We start from the raw sequence: 23275 nt of genomic DNA on the forward strand, positions 1-23275 counted from the left end.
CTATTCAGGAACCGTGCTCGTCGCCGGAGCTACCGGAAGAACCGGCCAGTGGGTGGTAAAAAGGCTGCAGCACTACGGCTTCGATTTCCGCCTTTTTGTGCGCTCCGGAGAAAAAGCCCTGGAAAAATTCGGTCCTGAAGTGACCGACAGGCTCACCATTGGCAGCGCGGAGCACGAGCAGGAGATCGTTGCGGCTTGCCGGCACATGAATGCCGTCATCTGCGCCCTGGGCAGCAATGTCATGGATCTTGAAGCGCCTCCTCCATCGGCGATCGATCGCGATGCGGTCATACGGCTTGCGACGCTGGCCAAAGCTGCGGGGGTTACAACCTTCATTCTCATCAGTTCGCTTGCCGTTACCAGACCTGAACATCCGCTCAACAAATATGGACGGGTGCTCGACATGAAGCTCGAGGGCGAAAACGGAGTTCGGCGGCTGTTCACCGGTTCGGGGCGCTCCTTTACGGTCATTCGCCCCGGAGGCCTGCTTGACGGCCCGCCACTGCAGCACCGGCTGGTGCTCGATACCGGCGACCGGATAACAACCGGCTCTACAGATCGCAGCGACCTGGCCGAGATCGCCGTGCTGTCGCTCGTTGCTCCCGAAGCGCAGAACCGTACCTTTGAACTGATCAGAGCCGAAGAGGCGCCGCAGGATTCGCTGCTTGGCTGCTTCCGGCAGCTGGGCTGAAAAAGAGGCCCGGGCGAAACGGCAAGCGCAGTTTTTTTTAACCGAAACCCCTATAAGCCGTGACAAAAATACAATTCACTCGCAATTACACCGATCAGAGCACCAATCAGGGATTCCAGTTCGAATTTTACTGCGACCGGTGCGGCACAGGATACCGGACAAGGTTTCAGGCATCGGCCCTCGGAACCGTAACCAGCGCGCTTGATGCGGCAAGCAGTTTTTTCGGCGGCTTTTTGGGGCAGGTAGCCGATCTCGGCGAAAAAGCCCGCTCGGCCACATGGGAAAAAGCTCATGACGAAGCGTTTGAAAAAGCCATGCAGGAACTTCGTCAGGATTTCGTGCAGTGTCCCCGATGCTCTTCCTGGGTCTGCAGGAAAAGCTGCTGGAATGAACCGAAAGGTCTCTGCAAGCAGTGCTCACCCGATCTGGGCGTCGAAATGGCGGCAGCCCAGTCCAGCCGGACCGTGGAAGAGATCTGGGCTCACTCGAAGATGGCCGAGGGGGACCGCACCATGCTCGAGGAGAAGAGCTGGCGGGAGGGCATACGCGCAACGTGCCCGCAATGCAGCGCACCGCTGCAGTCCAACGCTAAATTCTGCCCTGAATGCGGCGCAAGAATCAATGAAAAAAAGCATTGCACCGAATGCGGAGTCGCGCTTGAGCCCGGCACGAAATTCTGTCCTGAATGCGGCACGAAATCAGAAACCACCTGATTCTGCGGCTTGCCTCATTCAGCACTCACCGTCCACCCTGCACGGATGAAAGGGGATTGCAGATCCGATACTGCCCTCCCCTTTCCGGAAAGCGCCGCAACAGCACGACACGACCGGTTCAGGACACACTGAACGGCTGCGGTTTCCCCTGAAACAACTGCGCATATCCCAAAGAGAGGTCCTGTTATTTCCGCCCCGGTACGGAAATCAGGGGAACCAAATATTCCGATGAACAATTATCATTCGAGCCAGTCTTAACCTGCTAATCAACCAGGAAAAGCACCGTAATGATCTCGGTTTCGCAACCTTGATGCGGAATAGTGCGAGCGTTAAATTCATCATCGCATCAGGATTTATCATTGTATTTACAAGCAAAAACAAACCAGTAAAATCAAAATGATAAAACAGCAATGAGGACAGTAAAAATGCGTCATAATCGAAGCTATAGAGAATAGAAATTTTTCATGTAACAAAATACAAGTAATTTTATTACAACTAAATAAGTATTTTTAAAGAAAAGTTTTTTATAACAGGCTCTCATGATTTCCGGCATCATATAAATTCAACATGATTCTTGATAAATACTCGATATTGCGTTCGAAATATGCAATCAACATTGAGGATACCCTGTATAGTGGTCAGTCTTTTTTATGGAACAGAATCAACGGTCATGAGCACTGCTTTTCATCAATAATTCAAGGCACTCCCATAGTTATCAGCCAGCTCGACGATGAGGTCATAAGAATTTACTCACCGGATGACGAGATCGGAGGGGCTTCCCTTCCGGAAAGGTTACGAACCTATTTAACCATGGATATCGACAACCGGAACCTGTTCGACGATCGATTCATAAAACGGTACCCCGTGGTTGCAGCGCTGGTGAAAGAGTATTCGGGATTGAAACTGCTTCGGCAGGATCCGTTTGAAACAACCATAACGTTCATGTGTGCCCAGGGTATCGGCATGACGCTGATACGGCGACAGATTGCCCTCCTGTGCGAGAGGTTCGGCACACCCTGTACCATGGAGTTCAGAGGACAAAAACACCGCCTTTACCGCTTCCCCGATCCCGCATCCCTTGCCGCTGCCCCGGCGCCGCTGCTGCAGAGCTGTACCAACAACAATTACCGGAGGGCCGTCAACATAAAGCGTGTTGCCGGGGCTGCGGCTTCGGGCCGACTGGATTTCGGGAAACTGGGTTCAGGAGAACTCCCGCTCGAGCGGTTACGGGAGACTCTCTGCGGTTTTGAAGGCATAGGTCCGAAAATCGCGGACTGCATCGCCCTGTTCGGTCTCGGCCGTTTCGACGCATTTCCGATCGACACCCATGTCCGGCAGTATCTTGCCGAGTGGTTCGGCATCAGGACGGCTTCGAATGCGCTGACGGAAAAAAACTATCTCCGTCTTCAGGAGGATATCCGCACCATCCTGAAACCGGAACTGTCCGGGTATGCCGGGCATCTGCTTTTCCACTGCTGGCGCAGAAAAATCAGACATCTGCGGACGGCATAATACCCTGCCATAACGCCGGGACTTTGCGGAGCCGGGATGATTTTGACGCTTAAAGCTCCGGAATACGGCGGCGCGGCGGCGGAACCGGGGATCCGGGGAGGTGAAACAGGCCTGAACTGCGCTTCTCCCCCGCTTTTTTTCTCGGGGACGTCTTTTTTCTCAGACGGTAATTCAATACCTTACAAAACAATTATCTATCCCGTTTCATAACCAGTCTGAAACACAAGCGAGAACGAAGAAAAAAGAATGCTGAAAATTTTTGAGAAAATATTCGGATCGAAACACGATAAGGACATTAAGAAAATACAGCCTGTCATCCAGCGCATCAACGAACTGCAGGCCTCATTTCAGTCGCTTTCCGACGATGAACTGAAAAAGAAAGGCGCCGAACTGCGCAGGAAGGTACGCAGCGAACTTCAGCCCATCGAGGATAAACGACGTGAACTCGAAACCGCACTCGGCAATCCGGATATCGATCTTGACAGGGCGGATGCCATCAACGACGAACTCGACACCCTTACCCGGGATTATGAAAAGGCCACCGTTTCAGTGCTCGACGAAATTCTTCCCGAAACCTTCGCCCTCGTCAAGGATACCTGCCGGCGCCTGAAAAACCACTCCTATCAGGTCATGGGACGCGAAATGATCTGGGATATGGTGCCCTATGACGTACAGCTCGTCGGCGGCCTGGTGCTGCACTCCGGACGGATATCGGAAATGGCAACCGGCGAGGGCAAAACCCTTGTCTCCACCCTGCCGATCTTTCTGAACGCTCTTACCGGACGCGGCGTGCATGTGGTGACGGTCAACGACTATCTGGCCCAGCGCGACAAGGAGTGGATGACTCCCGTATTCGAGTTTCACGGGCTGAAGGTGGGCGTGATTCTCAACACCATGCACCCTGTCGAGCGCCGTGAGCAGTACCACTGCGATATAACCTACGGCACGAACAACGAGTTCGGCTTCGACTACCTGCGCGACAACATGGCAGGCACCGTTGACGAGATGGTGCAGCGCAATTTCTATTTTGCCATTGTCGATGAGGTCGACAGCGTGCTCATCGACGAGGCAAGAACCCCGCTTATCATTTCGGGACCGGTTCCCAATGCCGACAACGACAGCAAGTTCATGGAGATCAAGCCATGGATCGAGCAGATCGTGCGAAACCAGCAGCAGCTTGTGGCGGGCTATCTGTCCAAAGCGGAAGCCTCCCTGAAGGATTCCGCCGGAAAAGCGAAGCCGGGCGACTTCGATGCCGGACTTGCCCTTCTTCGGGTCAAGCGCGGTCAGCCGAAAAACAGCCGCTTCATCAAGATGCTCTCGCAGCAGGGTATGGCAAAACTTGTTCAGGGCACGGAAAACGAGTACCTCAAGGACAATGCCAGCCGAATGCACGAGGTTGACGACGAGCTCTTTTTCGCCGTTGACGAAAAAGCCGGCACCATCGACCTTACCGACAAGGGACGGGAGTTTCTCAGTCGCCTGAGCCATCAGGACAGCGATCTCTTTCTGCTGCCCGATGTCGGTTCGGAAATTGCCGTCATCGAAAGCAACACGGCACTCACCCCTGCCGACAAGGTCAAGCAGAAGGACGCCGTCTACCGTCTTTTTGCCGACCGTTCCGAGCGCCTGCACAACATAAGCCAGCTGCTCAAGGCCTATTCGCTTTTCGAGCGTGACGACGAATATGTGGTGCAGGATGGCAAGGTGATGATTGTCGATGAGTTTACCGGGCGCATTCTGCCGGGCCGCCGTTACAGTGACGGGCTGCACCAGGCCATCGAGGCCAAGGAAAACGTCAGGGTCGAAGGCGAGACGCAGACCATGGCGACCATTACCATCCAGAATTTCTTCCGCCTTTACAAAAAGCTGGCAGGCATGACCGGTACGGCCGAAACCGAAGCTTCGGAATTCTACGAGATCTATAAACTCGATGTTGTGGTCATTCCCACCAACAGGCCTATTGTCCGCAGGGATGTGGATGACCTGGTCTACAAGACCCGCAGGGAAAAATACAATGCCATTGTCTCGAAGGTCGAAGCACTGCAGAAGAAAGGTCAGCCCGTACTGGTTGGCACCGCCAGTGTCGAGGTCTCGGAAACCCTGTCGAGAATGCTGCGCGCAAAACGGATCGTGCACAGTGTGCTGAACGCCAAACAGCACGAGCGGGAAGCCGAAATCGTTGCCGGCGCAGGCCAGAAGGGCGCCGTCACCATTGCGACGAACATGGCCGGACGAGGCACCGATATCAAGCTGGGAGATGGTGTGCGTGAACTTGGAGGACTGTTCATTCTCGGCTCGGAAAGGCACGAGTCCCGGCGTATCGACCGTCAGCTCCGCGGACGTGCGGGACGCCAGGGAGATCCCGGCGAAACGATGTTTTTCGTATCGCTTGAGGACGAGCTCATGCGACTGTTCGGTTCCGACCGGGTTATTTCCGTCATGGACCGGCTCGGCCATGAAGAGGGTGACGTGATCGAGCACTCCATGATCACCAAATCGATCGAGCGGGCGCAGAAAAAGGTGGAGGAGCAGAACTTCGCCATCCGCAAGCGCCTGCTCGAATACGACGATGTGCTGAACCAGCAGCGCGACGTCATTTACACCCGCCGCCGAAACGGGCTCCAGAAAGACCGCCTGACCGGAGATATTTTCGACCTGCTTCGGGACTACTGCGATCTGGTGGTTAAAAAATACGACAAGGAATTTGACGCCCCGGAACTCGAGGAACGGGTACTCCGTGAACTGTCGGTCGAGTTCCGTCCTGAAGACGGCATCTATGACCGCGAAGGCGTCAGGGGAATCGCCGACAGGCTCTATGATACCGCTATCGCCTTCTATAAACGCAAGGAGGCGGAGATTCCGCAGGAGATCATGGGACAGATCGAAAAATATGCCGTGCTCAGCGTGATCGACAAGCGGTGGCGTGAACATCTCCGGGAGATCGACTCCCTCCGGGAGGGCATCAACCTGAGGGCCTATGGCCAGAAAGACCCGCTGCTGGAGTACAAGCAGGAGGCTTTCCGCCTCTTCGTGAGTCTTTTGCAGGATATCGAGCAGGAAACCCTTTCACTGGCCTTCAAGCTCTTCCCTGTCAATCCCGATGAAGCAAGGGAAATAGAGGCCCGTCAGAAAAAAGAGGCCATGCGCCTCGAAAAACTGGTTGCCCAGCATCAGGCGGCCGAGAGCGTCTATCAGCAGATCGAAGAGGGGGCGGCGGAGCCGATGGACGCCGAGAGTCCCCAGCAGCCGGTCATAGCCGAGAAAAAACCCGGACGTAACGACCTCTGCCCCTGCGGCAGCGGGAAAAAATATAAAAACTGTCACGGCCAGCAGCTGTGATGCCCTGTAACGCTCACCGTTCACTATGAAACCTACTGAACCCGAAGTCACCCTTCAGCTTGCCCTGGAACATGGTCTCAATGCCGAGGAGTATCAGAAAATCCTCGATATTCTCAAAAGAACCCCCACCTTTACCGAACTCGGCATTTTTTCGGTGATGTGGTCAGAGCACTGCAGCTACAAGAACTCCATTGCCGTACTGAAAACCCTGCCCAGAGAGGGGGCCGCTCTCCTGACCGGAGCCGGCGAGGAGAACGCCGGGCTGGTGGATATCGGCGACAACCTTGCCGTCGCCTTCAAAATCGAATCGCACAACCACCCTTCCGCCGTTGAACCCTATCAGGGCGCGGCAACGGGCGTGGGAGGCATCCACCGCGACATTTTCACCATGGGCGCCCGTCCTGTCGCTTCGCTGAACTCCCTGCGGTTCGGCTCCCCCAGGGACCCCAGGGTGCGTTACCTGGTTGACGGAGTGGTAAGGGGCATCGGCGACTACGGGAACTCTTTCGGCGTACCGACGGTCGGCGGAGAGATCTACTTTGAAGAGTGTTATACCGGCAATCCCCTGGTCAACGCCATGTCGGTAGGCATTGTCGAACATCACAAGACCGTCAGCGCCACGGCCAAGGGAGAAGGCAATCCGGTGCTGATCGTGGGATCGTCGACCGGAAGGGACGGCATTCACGGAGCGACCTTCGCCTCGGAAGACCTCAGCGAAGCATCGGAAGACAAACGCCCGAGCGTACAGGTGGGCGATCCTTTTGCCGAAAAGCTTCTGCTCGAAGCCACCCTCGAAGCCATTGCCACCGGTTATGTAGTCGGCCTTCAGGACATGGGCGCCGCCGGTCTGACCAGCTCGACCTCCGAAATGAGCGCCCGCGGCATAGAAAAAACAGGTTCCGGCGGCATCGAGATCGATCTCGATCTGGTGCCCGCCCGGGAAGAAGGCATGAGCGCGTACGAAATCATGCTTTCCGAATCGCAGGAGCGCATGCTGGTGGTGGCCGAAAAAGGATTCGAAGAGCGGATCATCGACGTCTACCGGAAATGGGATGTCCAGGCGGTCGTGATCGGAAGCGTCACGGCAGACAACCGGATCAGGGTGAAGCAGCACGGCCGGGTTGTGGCCGAAATACCTGCCGAATCGCTGGTTCTCGGAGGAGGTGCGCCTGTCTATATCCGGGAAGCGGTGGAAAAAAAGCCGGCTACCCCGAAAGCCGGTCTGATTGCCGACGAACGCCTGGACATTCGGTCGCTCAGCCTTGCGCTGCTCTCGCGGCCGAGCATAGCCAGCAAGCAGTGGGTTTACCGGCAGTACGATTCCATGGTCCAGACCAATACCGTCACCGCCGCAGGAACCTCCGATGCCGCCGTTATCCGCATCAAGGGGTCGAAAAAAGGCCTGGCCATGAAAACCGACTGCAACGCCCGTTACGTCTACCTGAACCCGCTGAAAGGGGGCAAAATAGCCGTCGCCGAATGTGCCCGCAACATTGCCTGCTCGGGAGCCAGACCTCTGGCCATAACCAACTGCCTGAACTTCGGAAATCCCTACAAACCTGAAGTATACTTCCAGTTCAAAACTTCCGTCGAAGGCATGGGTCTGGCCTGCAGAACATTCAATACGCCGGTAACCGGCGGTAATGTTAGTTTTTACAACGAGACATCAATCGGCGGCGAACGGACCGCCATCTACCCTACCCCGACCATCGGCATGATCGGCCTGCTCGACGATATCGACCTTCTTGTGGGTTCGACCTTCGTCAGCCCCGGCGATGCGATACTGCTCTTCGGCGATCCCGAACTGAGCCTTGAGGGCTCCGAATACCTGACCATGCAGTACGGCACGCCCGGCCAGGATGCCCCGGATATCGATCTGCAGCATGAAAAACAGCTGCAGGATCTCCTGGTCTCTCTCGCCTCGAAAAAGCTGCTTCGCTCGGCTCACGACATCTCCGACGGAGGACTCGTAACCGCGCTGGCCGAAAAAGCCGTCATGAACGAAGCCCTCCATCTTGGTTTTGACGTCGATCTTGAAGATGCCGCCAGGGATCCGTTCCGCATACAGCTGAATCTCTTCTCCGAAGCGCAGGGAAGGGTGCTGGCGAGTATCGCTCCGGAATCTGCAAAAGAGGTGATCGAGGAGGCTGTGCGCTTCAATGTGCCGGTCCGGGTTATCGGCAAGGTTCAGGAAAAGAACGCGGCGATCGCCATCAACGGAAAAACCGTCGTATCCTTCACAACCGCAGAGCTGGCCGGAGCTTACTATCATGCGCTCGAAAAAGCCCTGCATCTCGACGAACTGTAGGGGAACCGCTCCGATATAAAGAGGGGATTGCCCTGTAACGGGAGAAACAGCTCATGCTTCCAGTTGTCACCGCGGCCGGAATGGCCGCTGCCGACCGGGCCGCTATCGAGGAGCTCCATATAGGGGAAACCCGCCTCATGGAGCTTGCCGGTTTACGCACGGCCGACCGCATCAGGGAACTGCTCGACAGGGACGATCTTCAGGGGGCACTCTTTCTTGTGGTGGCCGGCAAGGGCAACAACGGCGGCGACGCGCTGGTCGTCGCCCGCCACCTGCTCAATCACGGCGCCGAAGTCGACCTGCTGCTGCTCTACCCGGAGGAGGCGCTCTCGCCCGTGAATCGCAACGCTCTGGAGACGCTTTATGCACTGCGGGAGCGCTGCGGAAGGCCGCTGCGCATCTTCAGGGACCATGCCGAAGCGCTCCCTTACGTCATGGAGCGGGAGTACGACGGCCTCGTCGATGCGGTGCTGGGTACCGGACTGAAAATCGACGAGCCCCTCCAGCCGCTGCTCTCCCCTGCTGCCGAAGGGATCGATCTGCTCAACAGTATCCGGCAGCGCAGCGACTCACCGCTTATCGCCATCGATATTCCCTCCGGCCTGGACGCCACCTCCGGCTTCGCTGCCGACCCGGCCGTGCTTGCAGACATGACCGTCACCATGGCTTTCCTGAAAACAGGTTTTTTTTTCAACGAAGGCCCCCTGCTCTCCGGCGAAGTACGGAGGGCGGACATATCGATTCCCGAATTTCTGCTCGAACGCGGAACCTGCCGCCTGACCGACCGCGAGTATGCGGCCTCCCGGTTCATGCTCAGAGAACCCACCGGGGCCAAGCACCAGAACGGCAAAGTGCTCATTATCGCCGGTTCGCACTCCCCTGAGGCCTCCATGCTCGGCGCAGCCCTGCTTTCGGTGAAAGCCGCCCTGAAAACCGGAGCGGGCTACGTCTGCGCCGCACTGCCCCCTGGCGGAGCAGGCGTCCTGCACGCATTTGCTCCTGAAGCGGTCATCATCCACCAGGAGATGGACGCCATTCTTGAAAAAGCCCTCTGGGCGGATGCGGTGCTCATCGGATGCGGACTTGGCCGGAAACCGGAAACCATCGCATTCATAAGGGAACTGCTCCGGAAACCGGAATTTTCCGAAAAAAAACTCGTGCTCGATGCCGATGCCCTGTTCGCGCTTCAGGAAGCCGATCTCGGCAAAGGCGGTATCGACCACCTTGCCAATGCCCTGCTTACACCGCACCACGGAGAGTTCAGCCGCCTCTGTGGCATTACAACGGAGCGGATAGCCTCCGATCCGCTGGGGCTCGCAGCGGCATTTGCCCGGCGAAACGGGGTAAACCTGCTTCTGAAAGGCCGTCCGACGGTGCTTGCCGGCCCTGAAGGAGATCTGATGCTCAACGATTCGGGAACGGAGGCGCTCTCAACGGCCGGATCGGGTGACGTACTGGCCGGCATGATTACGGCCATCGCCGCAAAAGGCGCGGATATTCTCCATGCGGCGGCGGCGGCGGCGTGGTTTCACGGCAGGGCCGGAGACCTGGCCGACGAGGTTTCGAGCCTGGTGTCCGCCGGAGGCATACTCGATGCCATCCCGGCGGCTATCCATGAGATTTTCGATATCGAAGAGTAGGAATACGCGGAAGCGATGAACCGTATCAGGATTCGCTGGTTTTCAGGAACTTGCGGATATTGCGCGCCGCCTGCCGGATACGCTCCTCGTTTTCGATCATGGCAACGCGGACATATTCGTCTCCGTAAGCACCGAAGCCGATGCCGGGGCTGACGGCAACCTTCCCTTCGGTAAGCAGTTTCTTGCTGAACTCGAGACTGCCCATGCTCCGGAGATGTTCCGGAATGCGAGCCCACACGAACATGCTTGCCCTGGGGGGCAGTATGGGCCATCCGGCATTCTCGAAGCTTTTGATCATCACGTCGCGGCGGCGGCGGTAAACGTCGCAGATATCGGCAACGCAGCTCTGGTCCTCGGTAAGCGCAATGGTTGAAGCCACCTGGATGGGCGTGAAGGTACCGTAATCAAGCCAGCTCTTGATCTTTTCAAGGGCGCCGATGAGCTTGGCGTTGCCGACCATGAAGCCTACTCTCCAGCCGGCCATGTTGTAGGTTTTCGAGAGGGTGTAGCTCTCCACGGCGACATCCTTCGCGCCGGGAACCTGAAGAATGGATGGGGTGACATAACCGTCGAAGGTTATTTCGGCATAGGCGATATCGCTGATGATGTAGAAGCGCTCCTTCCGCGCCAGTTCGACCAGGCGCTCGTAAAAAGCGAGTTCGACGGTAGCCGTGGTGGGATTGTTGGGAAAGTTCACCACGAGGTATTTCGGCTTCGGAGAGGATTCCCTGAGGGCCTTTTCGATGTTGCCGAAAAACGCATCCTCATCGAGACGGTAATCGTCGAGCATCTCCAGCTTCAGGCGGTGAACATTGCCGCCGGCGAGAATGAACGCCTGGGAATGGATCGGGTAGCAGGGATCGGGCACCATGGCCAGATCGCCGGGATTGGTGATCGCCTGCACCAGGTGGACATACCCCTCCTTGGAACCCATGGTGACGAGCACCTCGCGGTCAAGATCGAGATCGACATTGTATTTCCGGCGGTACCAGCCGCCAACGGCGCCCCGAAGTTTGTAGATACCCTTGGAAACCGAGTAGCCGTGGGTTCTGGGCTTGTTGATGCTTTCCACCAGCTTGTCGACGATATGCTGTGGAGTAGGCCCGTCAGGGTTGCCCATCGAAAAGTCTATCACATCCTCTCCCGCCCGCCGTTCAGCCATTTTCAGTTCATTGACCGCGGCAAAAACGTACTTGGGAAGCCTTTTTATTTTCTCAAACTGGATTTCATCAAACATGGTTACGTACCGAATAGATTCAAAGGCGCAGAAACCGCTTGTAAAGCAAATATCATAAGCAAAAAGAGGCTTATATCCATACCGTTCGGGTTTTATTTTTCAAGCTGCGAGGTACAGCTCGGACAGCGGGAGGCTTGAGCGGGAATGGAGCTGCAGCAGAAGGGACAATCTTTCATGGCCGGAGGCGGCACCGACGTTTCGGGCTTCGGCCGCATCGAGTTCAGGGACCTGATGAGCATGAAAACCGCGAAGGCCATGATCAGAAAGCTGATGAGGGCGTTCAGGAAGATGCCGTAGTTGACGGTGACCGCCCCGGCGGCTTTGGCATCGGCAAGGGCCGCATAAGGACCTGCCGTGGCGCCTTCCTTGAGCACGAGGTAGAAATTGGAAAAATCGATACCGCCTATCAGAAGGCCGAGCGGGGGCATGAGCACATCGGAGACCAGTGTATTGACGATGGCTCCGAAAGCTCCGCCGATGATGATGCCAACTGCCATATCGGCTACATTGCCCCGAAGGACAAACTCTCTGAACTCTTTAAGCATGATCGGGATTATTTGTATAATAATGATGCAAAATTGGATATTTTGAACGCTGTTCCGGCTTGTCTTTTTCGAAATATAGTACACGAAAGACACGGCTACAACTATCATTCAAGGGGAAATATCGCTATTGAAGAGATCATATCCGCTCTCTTAATTGGACTTTGTTTTTTTTTTCCTTACAATGTTACGTTTGTGTCGTTTTGAAATCCGCTCCTCAACACGCTAATAAGTAACCCGGTGTCAAAACACAACCATTCCTCGACCGATACCTATAAAAAGCAGCTGGAAGAGTCAACCGGCAATGACTACAACTGCTGCTATCAGTGCGGTAAATGTACTGCCGGATGCCCGGCGGGCGGGTTCATGGACAATCCTCCCACGAAAATCATGCGGCTTGTCCAGGCTGGCTATATCGAAGAAGCCATGCGGAGCAACGCGCTCTGGTACTGCGTTGGGTGCCAGACCTGTACGGCCAGATGTCCGCAGAACATGGACATCGCCGCAACCATGGACGCGCTCAGGGAAATTGCCATCAAGACCGGCATCGTTTCAGAGGATCGCTCCAAAAAACTTGTTACGGCTTTCCACACCTCTTTTCTGAACAATATCCGCAAGCACGGTCGCCTCCAGGAGCTTTCGCTGGTCAACAGCTACAAGCTGAGAACCCGTACGTTTCTGCAGGACGCCTCCTCCGGCATCAAGATGATCCGTGAGGGAAAAATCAATCCGCTTGCCGCCTTCAGCGGCAAGGAGGGAATCAGCGGCAAAGAGCAGATCGAAAAAATCTTCGAACTTGCCGAAAAGGGGGGACATGGCGCCGCTCCCGCAAGAAAGCCCAAAAAGAATACGTTTTCGCCTCAGCCGCCACCCGTCATCAGGCCCGGAATGAGCATAGGGTACTACCCCGGCTGTTCGCTCGGCGGCACGGCCAGGGAGTATGACATTTCCGTAAGGAAAATGTGCGAACTGCTCGATATCCGCCTCGAGGAAATTCCCGACTGGAACTGCTGCGGAGCAACATCCGCCCATGCGACCAGCCACCGGCTCGGCCTTCTGCTTCCGGCGCGAAATCAGGCCCTTGCCGATGCCGCAGGCATGGATTACGTGCTTGCGCCATGCGCCGCATGCCAGAACCGTCAGGTAACCACCCGCAGGTCCCTCATCGATTCCGAGGAACTGCGCCTCGAGGTAAAAAGCGCAACCGGTATCGAACCAACCGGAAGAGCCGCATTCATCGGGGTAACCCAGCTGCTTGAAGGTTACAGCCAGGAAGAACTGGCCAGACGGGTCAAGCGTCCGCTCAAGGATCTGAGCCTGGCCTGTTACTACGGATGCCTTCTGGTCCGCCCGATGGAAGCGATGAGTTTTGACGACCCGGAAAATCCGCTCAAGATGGAGCAGATCATCACGACACTTGGAGGCACTCCTGTCGACTGGGACTTCAAGATAGAATGCTGCGGCGCGGGACTGACCCTTGCCCAGCAGGAAATGGTCGAAGACCTGACGCACTCCATCGCACGAAATGCCGCGGTAAACGGCGCGAAGGCCTTCGTAGTGGCCTGTCCGCTCTGCCACGCCAATCTGGATATGCGGCAGGAGGGCATGAGAAAGCGGTATGAGGATATTGAATCCATGCCGGTTTACTATATTTCGGAACTTGTAGCCGTTGCATGCGGTGCCGATCCCGAAGAGGTTGCCGTCGGAAAGCACTTCGTTCCCGCGCTCGACCTGCTCGGCAGGCGGTAACCGGAAAATGCGATGCCGGATAATTCTGCAATAACGGGCTGGTTCGGTATGGCCGTCCAGCCTGGACAAGGGTAGATAAAGTCTTCTTGCCCGCCACTGTGATCAATGCCATACGTACGGAAAAAACCTGTTTTTCCCCTTGGGTTCCGGTCCGCATTGACGGATGGCAAGGGGTTTTGTCACTGAAACCGCAAACCGGAAAAAACTGTTGTGAGTTTCTGTCCGGCTTTGCCTTGTCGAAAACAATCAAGCGGTGCGGCCTCACAGCACGGCGATCTATATAATCAGCGAAAGAATGGCAAAAATAGGCGTTTTCATCTGTCACTGCGGCGAAAACATCGGCGCTAAAATAGACTGTACCAGACTCGTTTCGGCCATGAACGACCACCCTGGCGTATCGGTTTCAGTCGAATACAAGTATTTCTGCTCCGATCCCGGTCAGGAGAGCGTGAAAAAAGCCATCAGGGAGCACAGCCTGACCGGGATCGTCGTGGCGGCATGCTCTCCGAGAATGCATGAGGCCACCTTCCGGAAAGCCTGTGCGGAGGCCGGACTGAACCCTTATCTGTGCGAGATTGCCAACATCCGGGAGCAGTGTTCCTGGGTGCACACCGATCAGGATATGGCCACCGAAAAGGCTATCGAAATCACCCGCTCGCTTATCGAAAAGGTCAAGCTGAACAACGAGCTGCAGCCTATCGAAGTCCCCGTAACCAAGAGAGCACTGGTTATCGGAGGCGGCATAGCCGGCATTCAGGCCGCGCTCGATATCGCAGATGCCGGTCAGGAGGTGGTGCTTGTCGAACGGGAGCCATCGCTTGGAGGCCACATGGCGCAGCTTTCCGAAACATTCCCCACGCTCGACTGTTCGCAGTGCATCATGACCCCGAGAATGGTGGAAGCCGCCCAGCACCCGAAAATCCGTCTCCTGACCTACTCCGAAGTGGAACAGGTCGAAGGGTTCATCGGTAACTTCAAGGTCAGGATCCGGCAGAAATCCCGCTTCGTCGACATGAAAGCCTGCACCGGCTGCGGCGACTGCATCCAGAGGTGTCCGCTGAAAAAAATCAGCGATGAATTCGACTGCAATCTCGGCAAAAGGCCGGCGATCTATACCCCTTTTGCCCAGGCGGTGCCGAACATACCGGTTATCGACAGGGAACACTGCACCTTCTTCAAAAACGGCAAGTGCAAGGTGTGCCAGAAATTCTGCCAGACGAACGCCATCAACTTCGAAATGCAGGACGAGTTTCTCGACCTGGAAATAGGAGCCATTGTCGTGGCTACAGGTTTCCAGATTCAGAACACCGCCATGTACGGCGAGTACGGATACGGAAAATATGCCGATGTGATCACCGGCCTGCAGTTTGAACGCCTCGCCTCGGCCAGCGGACCGACCGCGGGAAAAATCCTGCGCCCCTCCGACGGTCTGGAACCCCGGAATATCGTCTTTATCCAGTGCGCCGGGTCGAGGGATCCGTCGAAAGGCGTGAAGTACTGCTCGAAAATATGCTGCATGTACACCGCCAAGCACGCCATGCTCTATGCGCACAAGGTAGACGGCGGCAAAGCCCATGTTTTTTACATGGATATCAGGGCAGCCGGCAAAGGGTACGACGAATTCACCCGCCGGGCCATCGAGGAGGATGAAGCCTCCTACCTCAGGGGCCGCGTCAGCAAGGTCTGGAAGGAGAACGGCAAGCTCATGGTGCGCGGTGTCGATACCCTGCTCGGAAAACCCGTTGAAATCGCCGCCGACATGGTGGTGCTCGCTACGGCCATAACGCCGCAGCCCGACGCAAGGGAGTTCGCGAAAGTTGTCGGCATCGGCTGCGACGAATACGGTTTCTACAACGAGGCCCACCTCAAGCTCCGCCCTGTCGAAACCGCAACTGCCGGTATTTTTCTGGCCGGTGCATGCCAGTCGCCCAAGGACATTCCGGACTCGGTTTCCCAGGCATCGGCCTGCGCAAGCAAGGTGATCGGCCTCTTCAGCCACAACCAGCTCGAACGCGAACCGGTAATCGCCGTCAACAACGAATCGACCTGTTCGGGCTGCTGGGGATGCACCCTGGCCTGTCCGTACAATGCCATTGAAAAAAAGGATATTCTCAGCCGTTCCGGGGAGATCATCAGGCGGGTGGCCTTCATCAATCCGGGTCTCTGCCAGGGATGCGGCACCTGCGTGACCTTCTGCAGGTCGAACAGCATCGATCTGGCTGGGTTCACCGAAAAACAGATATTCGCCGAAGTCATGGGACTTTAGCCGGGCGGAAAAAACGAACCAACAAACCGAACGTATGAGCGAACCATTCGAACCGAAAATCGTTGCCTTTGTCTGTACCTACTGCACTTATGCCGGAGCGGATCTCGCTGGCACCAGTCGCCTGAAATACCCCCCTAACATCCGCATGGTGCGGCTTCCCTGTACGGGAAGGATCAGCCCGATGTTCATTCTCAAGGCGCTGCAGAAAGGGGCAGACGGCGTGCTGGTGAGCGGCTGCCATCCGGGCGACTGCCATTTCACTCAGGGCAACTATCATGCGCGGCGGCGGTGGACGGTGTTCCGCGCCCTGCTGAACTTCACCGGCATTCCGCTCGAGCGGATCAGATTTTCCTGGATCAGCGCCGCCGAAGGGGTAAAATTCGCCGAACTCATCAGCAGCCTGACCGAAGATATCCGCAAACTCGGCCCGTTCGACCAGTACAAGGCCATGATCCATGAAACCGAAGCTCCGGTTTCGCTTTAAATTCTTACCATCTGCAATGAGTATACAGGAACAGTACAGAAAAAGAGCCGCGGAGCTGCTCGCATCGGGCGAAGTGAAAATCATTATCGGTTACGGAGCCGGCTCGACCCCCGACCGGCGCCGGGCCCTGTTTATCCGCTCGGCCGAAGACGCCGGACTGCTGCAGGTTGACCAGGCCTGCGACGCGAACCTTTCGGGATATCTTGTCAGCGAAGGCCTTTTGAGCGACAGAAAGAAAGTCGGCATCTTTCTGCGGCCGGAGGGCATCCGAAGCGTCAATATCCTTGCCGCCGAATCACAGCTCGACCCCCTTCAGATCGTCATTCTCGGCTTCAGTGACGAAAACGGTTCGCTCACCCCTCTCCAGGGCAGCAGTGTCAGTGATTTCTCCGCCCTGATCTCCACCCTGAAAGAGCGTCGTTCGACTCCCGAAGAGCAGGAGCTGGTCGAGAAAATCGAAGGGATGACCCCTGAGGAACGGTTTGCGTTCTGGCAGGCGGAATTCGCAAAATGCATCAAATGCTACGCCTGCCGTCAGGTCTGCCCGATGTGCTACTGCAAGCGATGCATCGTCGACAACAATCAGCCGCAATGGGTGCAGACCTCGTCGCACACCCTGGGAAATTTCGAGTGGAATCTGGTGAGGGCTTTCCATCTTTCCGGCAGGTGCGTCGAATGCGGAGGATGCGACCGGGCCTGTCCCGTCAACATCCCGCTCCGGCTCATCAACCGGAGAATGGCCCAGGAGGTGCTTGAAGCTTTCGATTATTTCTCGGGCATGAGCCACACCCAGGAACCGGTGCTGGCAAGTTTCAAAAAGGACGATCCCGAGACCTTTATCCTCTAAGTAATCTGTATGACAAAAATCCTTTTACGCGACAGGCTCGACGACTGCATCACCAGATGGCATGCTGCGGGTTTCGAGGTCATCGGTCCTGTAAGCAAAAACAACATATCACAGTTCGCTGCAATTGAAAAAGCCGATGAGCTTGATCTGGGCGCAATCCTGCCGGGCAGAACCCTCAAGGACCTCTTTTTTCCCCAGACTGAGCCGATGTTCCGCTACCGGATCGGCAAGCAGCAGATCGATACCGAAGAGTATCTTCCCCCCGAACGCCAGAGAATCGTTTTCGGAGCCCGGCCCTGCGACGCTTCGGCGATGGCCATCGACGATCCCCTTTTCGGATGGGATTACAAGGACTCCTACTGGTTCAGGCGGAGAAACGAAACCGTCATTGTCACGATCGCCTGTACGGCCGCTGACGAATTCTGCATGTGTACCTCACTGAAGCTCGCTCCGGACAGCACCCTGGGATCGGATATCCTGCTCCGCCCGCTCGAGGGGAACCGGGGATGGCTGGTCGAGGAATTGAGTCAGCGGGGAAGCGAAGCCCTGAGCCGCATAGAGGCGCTGCTGGAAAAGGAAGCCGCAAAGCCGCTGCCGCCGGCCGACGTGCCGGTAAAATTCGATCTCGAAGCCTGTCGTGAGTGGCTGCAGAACCCGGAGAATTTTGAAAGCCATTTCTGGAAAGAGATATCGATGCGCTGCATCGGCTGCGGCACCTGCACCTTCCTCTGCCCGACCTGCCACTGTTTCGATTTTCAGGATGAAGGCGACACCTATACGGGAATACGGAGAAAAAACTGGGACAGCTGTTCCTTTGCGCTCTTTACCATGCACACCTCGGGGCACAATCCCCGTTCGACGCAATCAGCCAGGTGGAGGCAGCGCATCATGCATAAATTCAACTATTTTCCCGGAAAATTCAGCCTCAACAGCTGCAGCGGATGCGGACGATGTACCCGCGAGTGTCCCGTTGACATGGGCATAACAGAAACCTTGCAAGAGATAACAAAATTATCGAAGTGACAGACAATACACAGAACGGACAGGAGAACATCTACAGGCCGGCAATCATGAACGTCGTCGGGAAGCGCGACGAGGCTCCCGGCGTCAAGACGTTGCGGCTGGAGTTTCAGGACCCGGTCGAGCACGAACGCTTCAGACAGACCTACCGCACCGGCATGTTCGGGCTTTACGGCATCTTCGGCGAAGGTGAAAGCACCTTCTGCGTAGCCAGTCCGGAAACCCGCAAAGAGTATATCGAGTGCACCTTCCGCCAGTCGGGAAGGGTAACCTCCTCGCTTGCCAGTGCCGAGGTAGGCGATCTGGTAACCTACCGGGGTCCCTACGGCAACCGGTTTCCCATCGAGGAGTTCTACGGCAAAAACCTTCTTTTCATCGCCGGCGGCATCGCCCTGCCGCCGACTCGCAGCGTTATCTGGTCGTGCCTCGACCAGCGCGACAAATTCGGCAGGGTGACCATCGTCTACGGTGCAAGAACCGTCGCCGATCTGGTCTACAAGCACGAGCTTGAAGAGTGGCAGAATCGCAGCGATATCGAACTGGTTCTTACGGTCGATCCGGGTGGAGAGTCTCCTGACTGGCAGCACCGGGTCGGATTCGTACCTTCGGTGCTTGAAGAGGCCGCTCCTTCACCGGACAACTGCGTCGCCGTGCTGTGCGGGCCTCCGGTAATGATCAAGTTCACCCTGATCTCTCTGGGAAAGCTCGGCTTCAATGAGGAGCATGTCTATACCACGCTTGAAAACCGCATGAAATGCGGCGTCGGCAAATGCGGAAGATGCAATGTCGGTTCGGTGTACATCTGCAAGGAGGGACCGGTTTTCACCGCTGCCGAGGTTGCAAGGATGCCTGCGGGAGACCTGTAAGGCTAAAAACGGATATGCAGCCCGTCGCCGCCTTTACCTGAACCGAGGTATTCGATCGAGCGGAGCTGCAGAAGCATGACGGGAAAATTCCGGTACCGTTCACCGGTAGTTCCCGGCTTGCCTTTTACCCGGTACAGGGCTCCTGGTTCAAGTCTTACGGCGCCAAGTCCTGCGGGCACCGGAACGGCGACGCCTTCGGATGAAGCCGAAAAGTTCTTCAGCCTTGTATCGGCAAGAAAGACAAGCTCGTAGGCTATACCGTCCTGCACGATGAAATTCCTGTTGTCGATATCGACCCCGTGTTCCAGCGAAAACCCGCGGAGAGCGACCTCCATATCGAGACGGCCCTCAACGGTTTTTCCGAAAAACAGATCACACCCCTGAAGCAGGATGAGCAGGAATACGAACGAAAAGATCGCACTGAAATACTTCGGCATGGAACAGGATGCTGTAGGAGGAAATTAGGTAACCGGTTTAAACCCCGGAGTCTTTACGGTAATGTACAAAACATCCGCCTTTATTCTGCTATCGGAGCCTGATCCGGTAAAACCGGTCAGGCTGATGGAAATCGGGTTTTTCTCCGGCGGCATTCCACCATGGAAACAATCCGTAACGAGCTTCTCCCGGCGCTGCACAGCACTGAAGCGAAAGGGTGTCGCGCTGTAAAAAAGGCTCCACAAGCCGGAACGAAAAAGTCATGCCGAAGGCTCCCGGAAGCACGAAACGCTCCACATCCCCCGTCCATGGCTCCCCGGAAAGCCTGCCGGATACTGCAGCCCTTACTCTCCGGTCGCTGAAACGCAGTGCCAGCCAGTTTCCCGAAGGCTGCATCTCGAATTCAAGGTATCCGCGCCCGGACTCCCCCTGCCCGATAAAGAGTTCCGATACCGGATTTTTCCACAGCTCGTCGGCAAAGCTTCCCGGTACTGAAATGCCGCCGTCCGGGATGCCCTGCCAGAGTGCTCCCGACTCCGCCCCTGTCGTCCATTTCAGAAACGGCTGCGACGGATTCAGACGGGCATCCCGGAGGCAAACGAGCTGCTCGACATGAATGCCGATCCCCGGTGGAAAGGCCAGGTCTGTGCCGGAATAGCCGGTCAGGCAGCCCTGCAGGAGCGTTTCGGGAAAGCACTCCACCACTCCTCCCTCTGCGGGATCCTCGCCCGGCTGCCAGAGCAGACCCGCCCATGCCTTGCCGTCCATCCCTGCGGCAGGCCGTGAATGCACGCCGCACGCCTCAAGCTCCGTTCTCCGGAAAAGCCCTGAGCATTCGACTTCCAGTTCGAGCGGCACGCCGGCTTTTTCCCGGGCATCCTTTCTCATTTTCGCCGCAAGAACAAGCACATCGGATGAAGAGGCTCCTCCGGTGTTGAAAATGAAGTTGGCATGGTGGTCGCTGACCGCGGCTCCCCCTTCCCGCGCCCCCTTGAAGCCGAGTTCTTCGAATATCCGACCGCTCGGCCGACCGGCATCGTAGTTGTTCCTGAATGTGGAGCCGCAGCTCGGGAAATCGAAATGATGGCGGCTGCGGCGCTCTGCCTCGTATCGGTCCATTTCGGCCCGAATCTCCCCGGCGGGTTTCGTGCCGGCAAAACGAAGCACGGCGGCGACGACGATCTGGCGGTTCTGCATCAGGGAGGTCTCCTTGTAACCGAGAAACACCCCTTCTGCCGGACGCCACTGCACCCGGCCGAGCCGGTCAACGGTTACAACTGCCGAGGTCACCCCGGATATTTCACCTCCGAAACAGCGCGCATTCATGCGCACCGTACTGCCGATGCGTCCGGGAAGCATGTGCAGCCACTCCCCTCCCGACCGGCCTCTGTCGAGAAGTTCGGCGGCAATTGCCGTATTTTCCGCTCCCGCCTCGCAGAACAGCTCATCACGGGAAATCCAGAACATCCGGTTCATCCTTTCCATGGAAAGTACAATCCCGGGAAAAGGCTCATCGGAAAAGAGCATGTTGCTGCCGCTTCCCATAACCGCAAGAGGCAGCCGCTGTTCGCGGTTCCAGAGCAAAAGGTCGCCGATATGGCGGATCGTCTCCGGCAGGGCGAAGAACCTCGCAGGGCCGCCGATGCGGTAATAGCTTTTTTCGCTGAGCGGCGCATCCGCCTCAAAAGGACAGGGAAAGGGTGACTCCTGCATCTGGCTCCGGACTCTTTGGTTTTTCTGAGGCTATCAGCCCTTAACATAACCATCCGGACCATGTTTCCCAACCTCCGGCTCTCCGGGAAAAGGTATGGAGCCCGGGATGGCCATAGAGAGCCCTCCGTTTTTTTATTTCAGCCTGAAATGCGTAGATTTTCCTTCAGACCCGAATAAGAAGGATCGCCAGAGAACGGCGCGCCCCTGGCAACACAATGCCCACACCCATCTGCAACAATGGCAAAAAAAGCTTTATGCGTAGGGATAAACCGCTTCCGCAACTACCCCTCGGCTACACTCAACGGCTGCGTGAACGATGCACGGGAGATGAAAAAACTTCTTACCGACCACTTCGGTTTCAGTCCGGGCAGCGTGGCGACCCTGACCGACTCGAAGGCAACCAAGCGGAACATCATGGCCAGGCTTCAGGAGATGGTCGATGGAGCCGTTGCCGGAAAGTACGATTATCTTGTTTTCAGTTTTTCCAGCCATGGCACCCAGGTGCCCGATAGCGGCAACGATGAACCGGACCTTGCCGATGAGGCATTCTGCCCCTACGATCTTGCTGAGGAGAGCGGAGGATGGCATGCCGGGCATATCATCACCGATGATGAACTGAACCTTCTGTTTGCCGCTCTTCCGGAACAGGTCACCCTCGAAGCGTTCTTCGATACCTGTCACAGCGGAACCGGGCTGCGGGCCGTCGATTTCGCGGCCAAACGCAAACCCCGCTACCTTTCACCGCCTTCGATCCGCGCTTTCTTTCAGGCAGAGGCGTTGAAACCTCGGGGTCTTCGGGACCTTCTGGCTGAAAATGAAGCCATCCGTCACATTCTCTGGACAGGATGCCAGGCCGATCAGACCAGTGCGGATGCCCAGATCGGGGGAAACTGGCATGGCGCCTTCACCTATTTCCTCTGCCGTGAGATCCGGGCATGCGCCAATACCCTGACAAGGGCAGAGGTGCTGAAAAACATCCGGAAGGCACTGAAATCCGGAAGGTACAGCCAGATTCCGCAGCTTGAATGCGATGATGCAAGAAAAACCGCCCGAAGCGGTTCATAAGGGCAACGGCGAACGGGACGACACGGTGCTTTTTTCCGGAAAATTCTCTATCTTGGTGACGCTCTTTCGAAAAAATCCTGAAGCTGTCGCTATTTGTCCTCTTAACCCTTGCGCGAAACATCCATGCCAGACACAAACCAGAACAGGGTGAATTTTGCCCTTGTGAAAATCACGACCGAACAGCTCGATCTCTCTTCGGAAAACATAGAAGAAAGCAAACCGGTCAAGATCAATGCCGGCCTGAACTTCGGCATAGACAACAACCAGAAGCTGCTCAAGGTGCTCTTCAAAAACGTTTTCCTCCAGGAGGATATGCCGTTCATCACTATTGAAACCGGCTGCATTTTCGCTTTCGATCCTGATTCATGGAGTTTCTTCACCGATAACGACAAGGAACTCTTCATACTCCCCAGACAGTTTGCCGGACATCTGGCCACCCTGACCGCCAGCACGGCTCGCGGAATTCTGCACAATGCCACGCAAGACACACCGCTCAACCGTTTTTTCATCCCGGCCAACAACGTCGAGGATATGATAAAGGAGAACGTCGGCCTTCCCCTCCAGCCGGCAGAGTGAACCGCCTTTCAACGAGAAACCTTTTCATAAAGCCCCGGCAGAGATCCGGGGCTTTGTCATTGTCTGGCGGGTCATGAGGACGGAACATGATGAAATCCGGTTCAGCGGACGGCCGGTGAGCCGGGCAGGAAAGGAGTACGAACCGGCAAATAAAAAAGCCGCACAGGGCTGTGCGGCTTTTTCTGGTGGTGGGGACAGGACTTGAACCTGCAACCTTCGGGTTATGAGCCCGACGAGCTACCAATTGCTCCACCCCACGGTGTTTGTAC

18 protein-coding genes and 1 tRNA gene are annotated in these 23275 nt (G+C 56.3%); 14 read left to right on the top strand and 5 right to left on the bottom strand.

All coding sequences use genetic code 11. The features are described from left to right. The 6 genes from WBP50_RS10315 to WBP50_RS10340 form a co-directional block, all read left to right on the top strand. Positions 1-691 (top strand): SDR family oxidoreductase (locus WBP50_RS10315; RefSeq protein WP_423934179.1); only part of this gene is annotated, 691 nt, incomplete at its 5' end. 59 nt (positions 692-750) lie between these two features. Beyond that, positions 751-1404 (top strand): zinc ribbon domain-containing protein, encoded by a 654-nt coding sequence (locus WBP50_RS10320; RefSeq protein WP_423934180.1) that lies wholly within the window; start codon positions 751-753, stop codon positions 1402-1404. A 567-nt stretch (positions 1405-1971) separates the two neighbouring features. After that, positions 1972-2916 carry a DNA-3-methyladenine glycosylase family protein gene (locus WBP50_RS10325; protein WP_423934182.1) on the top strand — a complete coding sequence of 315 codons (945 nt, stop codon included), beginning with the start codon at positions 1972-1974 and terminating at the stop codon, positions 2914-2916. 246 nt (positions 2917-3162) lie between these two features. Then, a complete protein-coding gene (gene secA, locus WBP50_RS10330; protein WP_423934185.1) occupies positions 3163-6258 on the top strand; it encodes a preprotein translocase subunit SecA in 3096 nt (1031 codons plus the stop codon). Between the two features lie 25 nt (positions 6259-6283). Next, entirely contained in the window at positions 6284-8566 is a 2283-nt protein-coding gene (gene purL, locus WBP50_RS10335; RefSeq protein ID WP_423934186.1) for a phosphoribosylformylglycinamidine synthase subunit PurL, read from the top strand. Positions 8567-8619: 53 nt separating this feature from the next. After that, positions 8620-10206, top strand: coding sequence for an NAD(P)H-hydrate dehydratase (locus WBP50_RS10340; RefSeq protein ID WP_423934189.1), 1587 nt, complete (start codon positions 8620-8622; stop codon positions 10204-10206). A 25-nt stretch (positions 10207-10231) separates the two neighbouring features. On the opposite strand, the gene WBP50_RS10345 is transcribed toward WBP50_RS10340, so the two are convergent. Together WBP50_RS10345 and mscL are read right to left on the bottom strand one after the other, a co-directional pair. Beyond that, entirely contained in the window at positions 10232-11443 is a 1212-nt protein-coding gene (locus WBP50_RS10345) for an LL-diaminopimelate aminotransferase (protein WP_423934192.1), read from the bottom strand. A 92-nt stretch (positions 11444-11535) separates the two neighbouring features. Next, positions 11536-11988 (bottom strand): large conductance mechanosensitive channel protein MscL, encoded by a 453-nt coding sequence (gene mscL, locus WBP50_RS10350; protein ID WP_423934194.1) that lies wholly within the window; start codon positions 11986-11988, stop codon positions 11536-11538. 237 nt (positions 11989-12225) lie between these two features. Between mscL and WBP50_RS10355 the strand changes: the two genes are divergently transcribed. The 6 genes from WBP50_RS10355 (at position 12226) to WBP50_RS10380 (ending at position 19217) form a co-directional block, all read left to right on the top strand. Further along, positions 12226-13734: a heterodisulfide reductase-related iron-sulfur binding cluster gene (locus tag WBP50_RS10355; RefSeq protein WP_423934195.1), complete on the top strand. Its 1509-nt coding sequence runs from the start codon at positions 12226-12228 to the stop codon at positions 13732-13734. 295 nt (positions 13735-14029) lie between these two features. Next, positions 14030-16000, top strand: coding sequence for an FAD-dependent oxidoreductase (locus tag WBP50_RS10360; RefSeq protein ID WP_423934197.1), 1971 nt, complete (start codon positions 14030-14032; stop codon positions 15998-16000). A 34-nt stretch (positions 16001-16034) separates the two neighbouring features. After that, on the top strand, positions 16035-16484 hold the full coding sequence (locus tag WBP50_RS10365) for a hydrogenase iron-sulfur subunit (RefSeq protein WP_423934198.1): 450 nt from the start codon (positions 16035-16037) through the stop codon (positions 16482-16484). 16 nt (positions 16485-16500) lie between these two features. Beyond that, positions 16501-17331: a 4Fe-4S dicluster domain-containing protein gene (locus WBP50_RS10370; protein WP_423934200.1), complete on the top strand. Its 831-nt coding sequence runs from the start codon at positions 16501-16503 to the stop codon at positions 17329-17331. Positions 17332-17340: 9 nt separating this feature from the next. Further along, complete coding sequence (locus tag WBP50_RS10375; protein WP_423934203.1) at positions 17341-18354, top strand: 4Fe-4S dicluster domain-containing protein; 1014 nt, start codon at positions 17341-17343, stop codon at positions 18352-18354. A 47-nt stretch (positions 18355-18401) separates the two neighbouring features. Beyond that, positions 18402-19217, top strand: a complete 816-nt coding sequence (locus tag WBP50_RS10380) for an FAD/NAD(P)-binding protein (RefSeq protein WP_423934213.1) — start codon at positions 18402-18404, stop codon at positions 19215-19217. A gap of 2 nt (positions 19218-19219) precedes the next feature. Here WBP50_RS10380 and WBP50_RS10385 read toward each other — a convergent pair whose 3' ends face one another. Both WBP50_RS10385 and murB read right to left on the bottom strand, forming a co-directional pair. Next, positions 19220-19654 (bottom strand): hypothetical protein, encoded by a 435-nt coding sequence (locus WBP50_RS10385; protein ID WP_423934205.1) that lies wholly within the window; start codon positions 19652-19654, stop codon positions 19220-19222. An 88-nt stretch (positions 19655-19742) separates the two neighbouring features. Continuing rightward, complete coding sequence (gene murB / locus WBP50_RS10390; RefSeq protein ID WP_423934208.1) at positions 19743-21365, bottom strand: UDP-N-acetylmuramate dehydrogenase; 1623 nt, start codon at positions 21363-21365, stop codon at positions 19743-19745. Positions 21366-21602: 237 nt separating this feature from the next. Between murB and WBP50_RS10395 the strand changes: the two genes are divergently transcribed. Together WBP50_RS10395 and WBP50_RS10400 are read left to right on the top strand one after the other, a co-directional pair. Continuing rightward, positions 21603-22430, top strand: a complete 828-nt coding sequence (locus WBP50_RS10395; protein WP_423934210.1) for a caspase family protein — start codon at positions 21603-21605, stop codon at positions 22428-22430. 123 nt (positions 22431-22553) lie between these two features. Further along, the gene (locus tag WBP50_RS10400) at positions 22554-23006 is read left to right on the top strand and encodes a hypothetical protein (protein ID WP_423934212.1); all 453 of its coding nucleotides are present in this window, start codon (positions 22554-22556) and stop codon (positions 23004-23006) included. Between the two features lie 183 nt (positions 23007-23189). On the opposite strand, the gene WBP50_RS10405 is transcribed toward WBP50_RS10400, so the two are convergent. Further along, positions 23190-23265 (bottom strand) — tRNA-Met (locus WBP50_RS10405). Positions 23266-23275 lie beyond the last annotated feature (10 nt).

Origin of the sequence: Chlorobium sp. (assembly GCF_049593655.1) — a bacterium.
Taxonomy (GTDB): domain Bacteria; phylum Bacteroidota; class Chlorobiia; order Chlorobiales; family Chlorobiaceae; genus Chlorobium.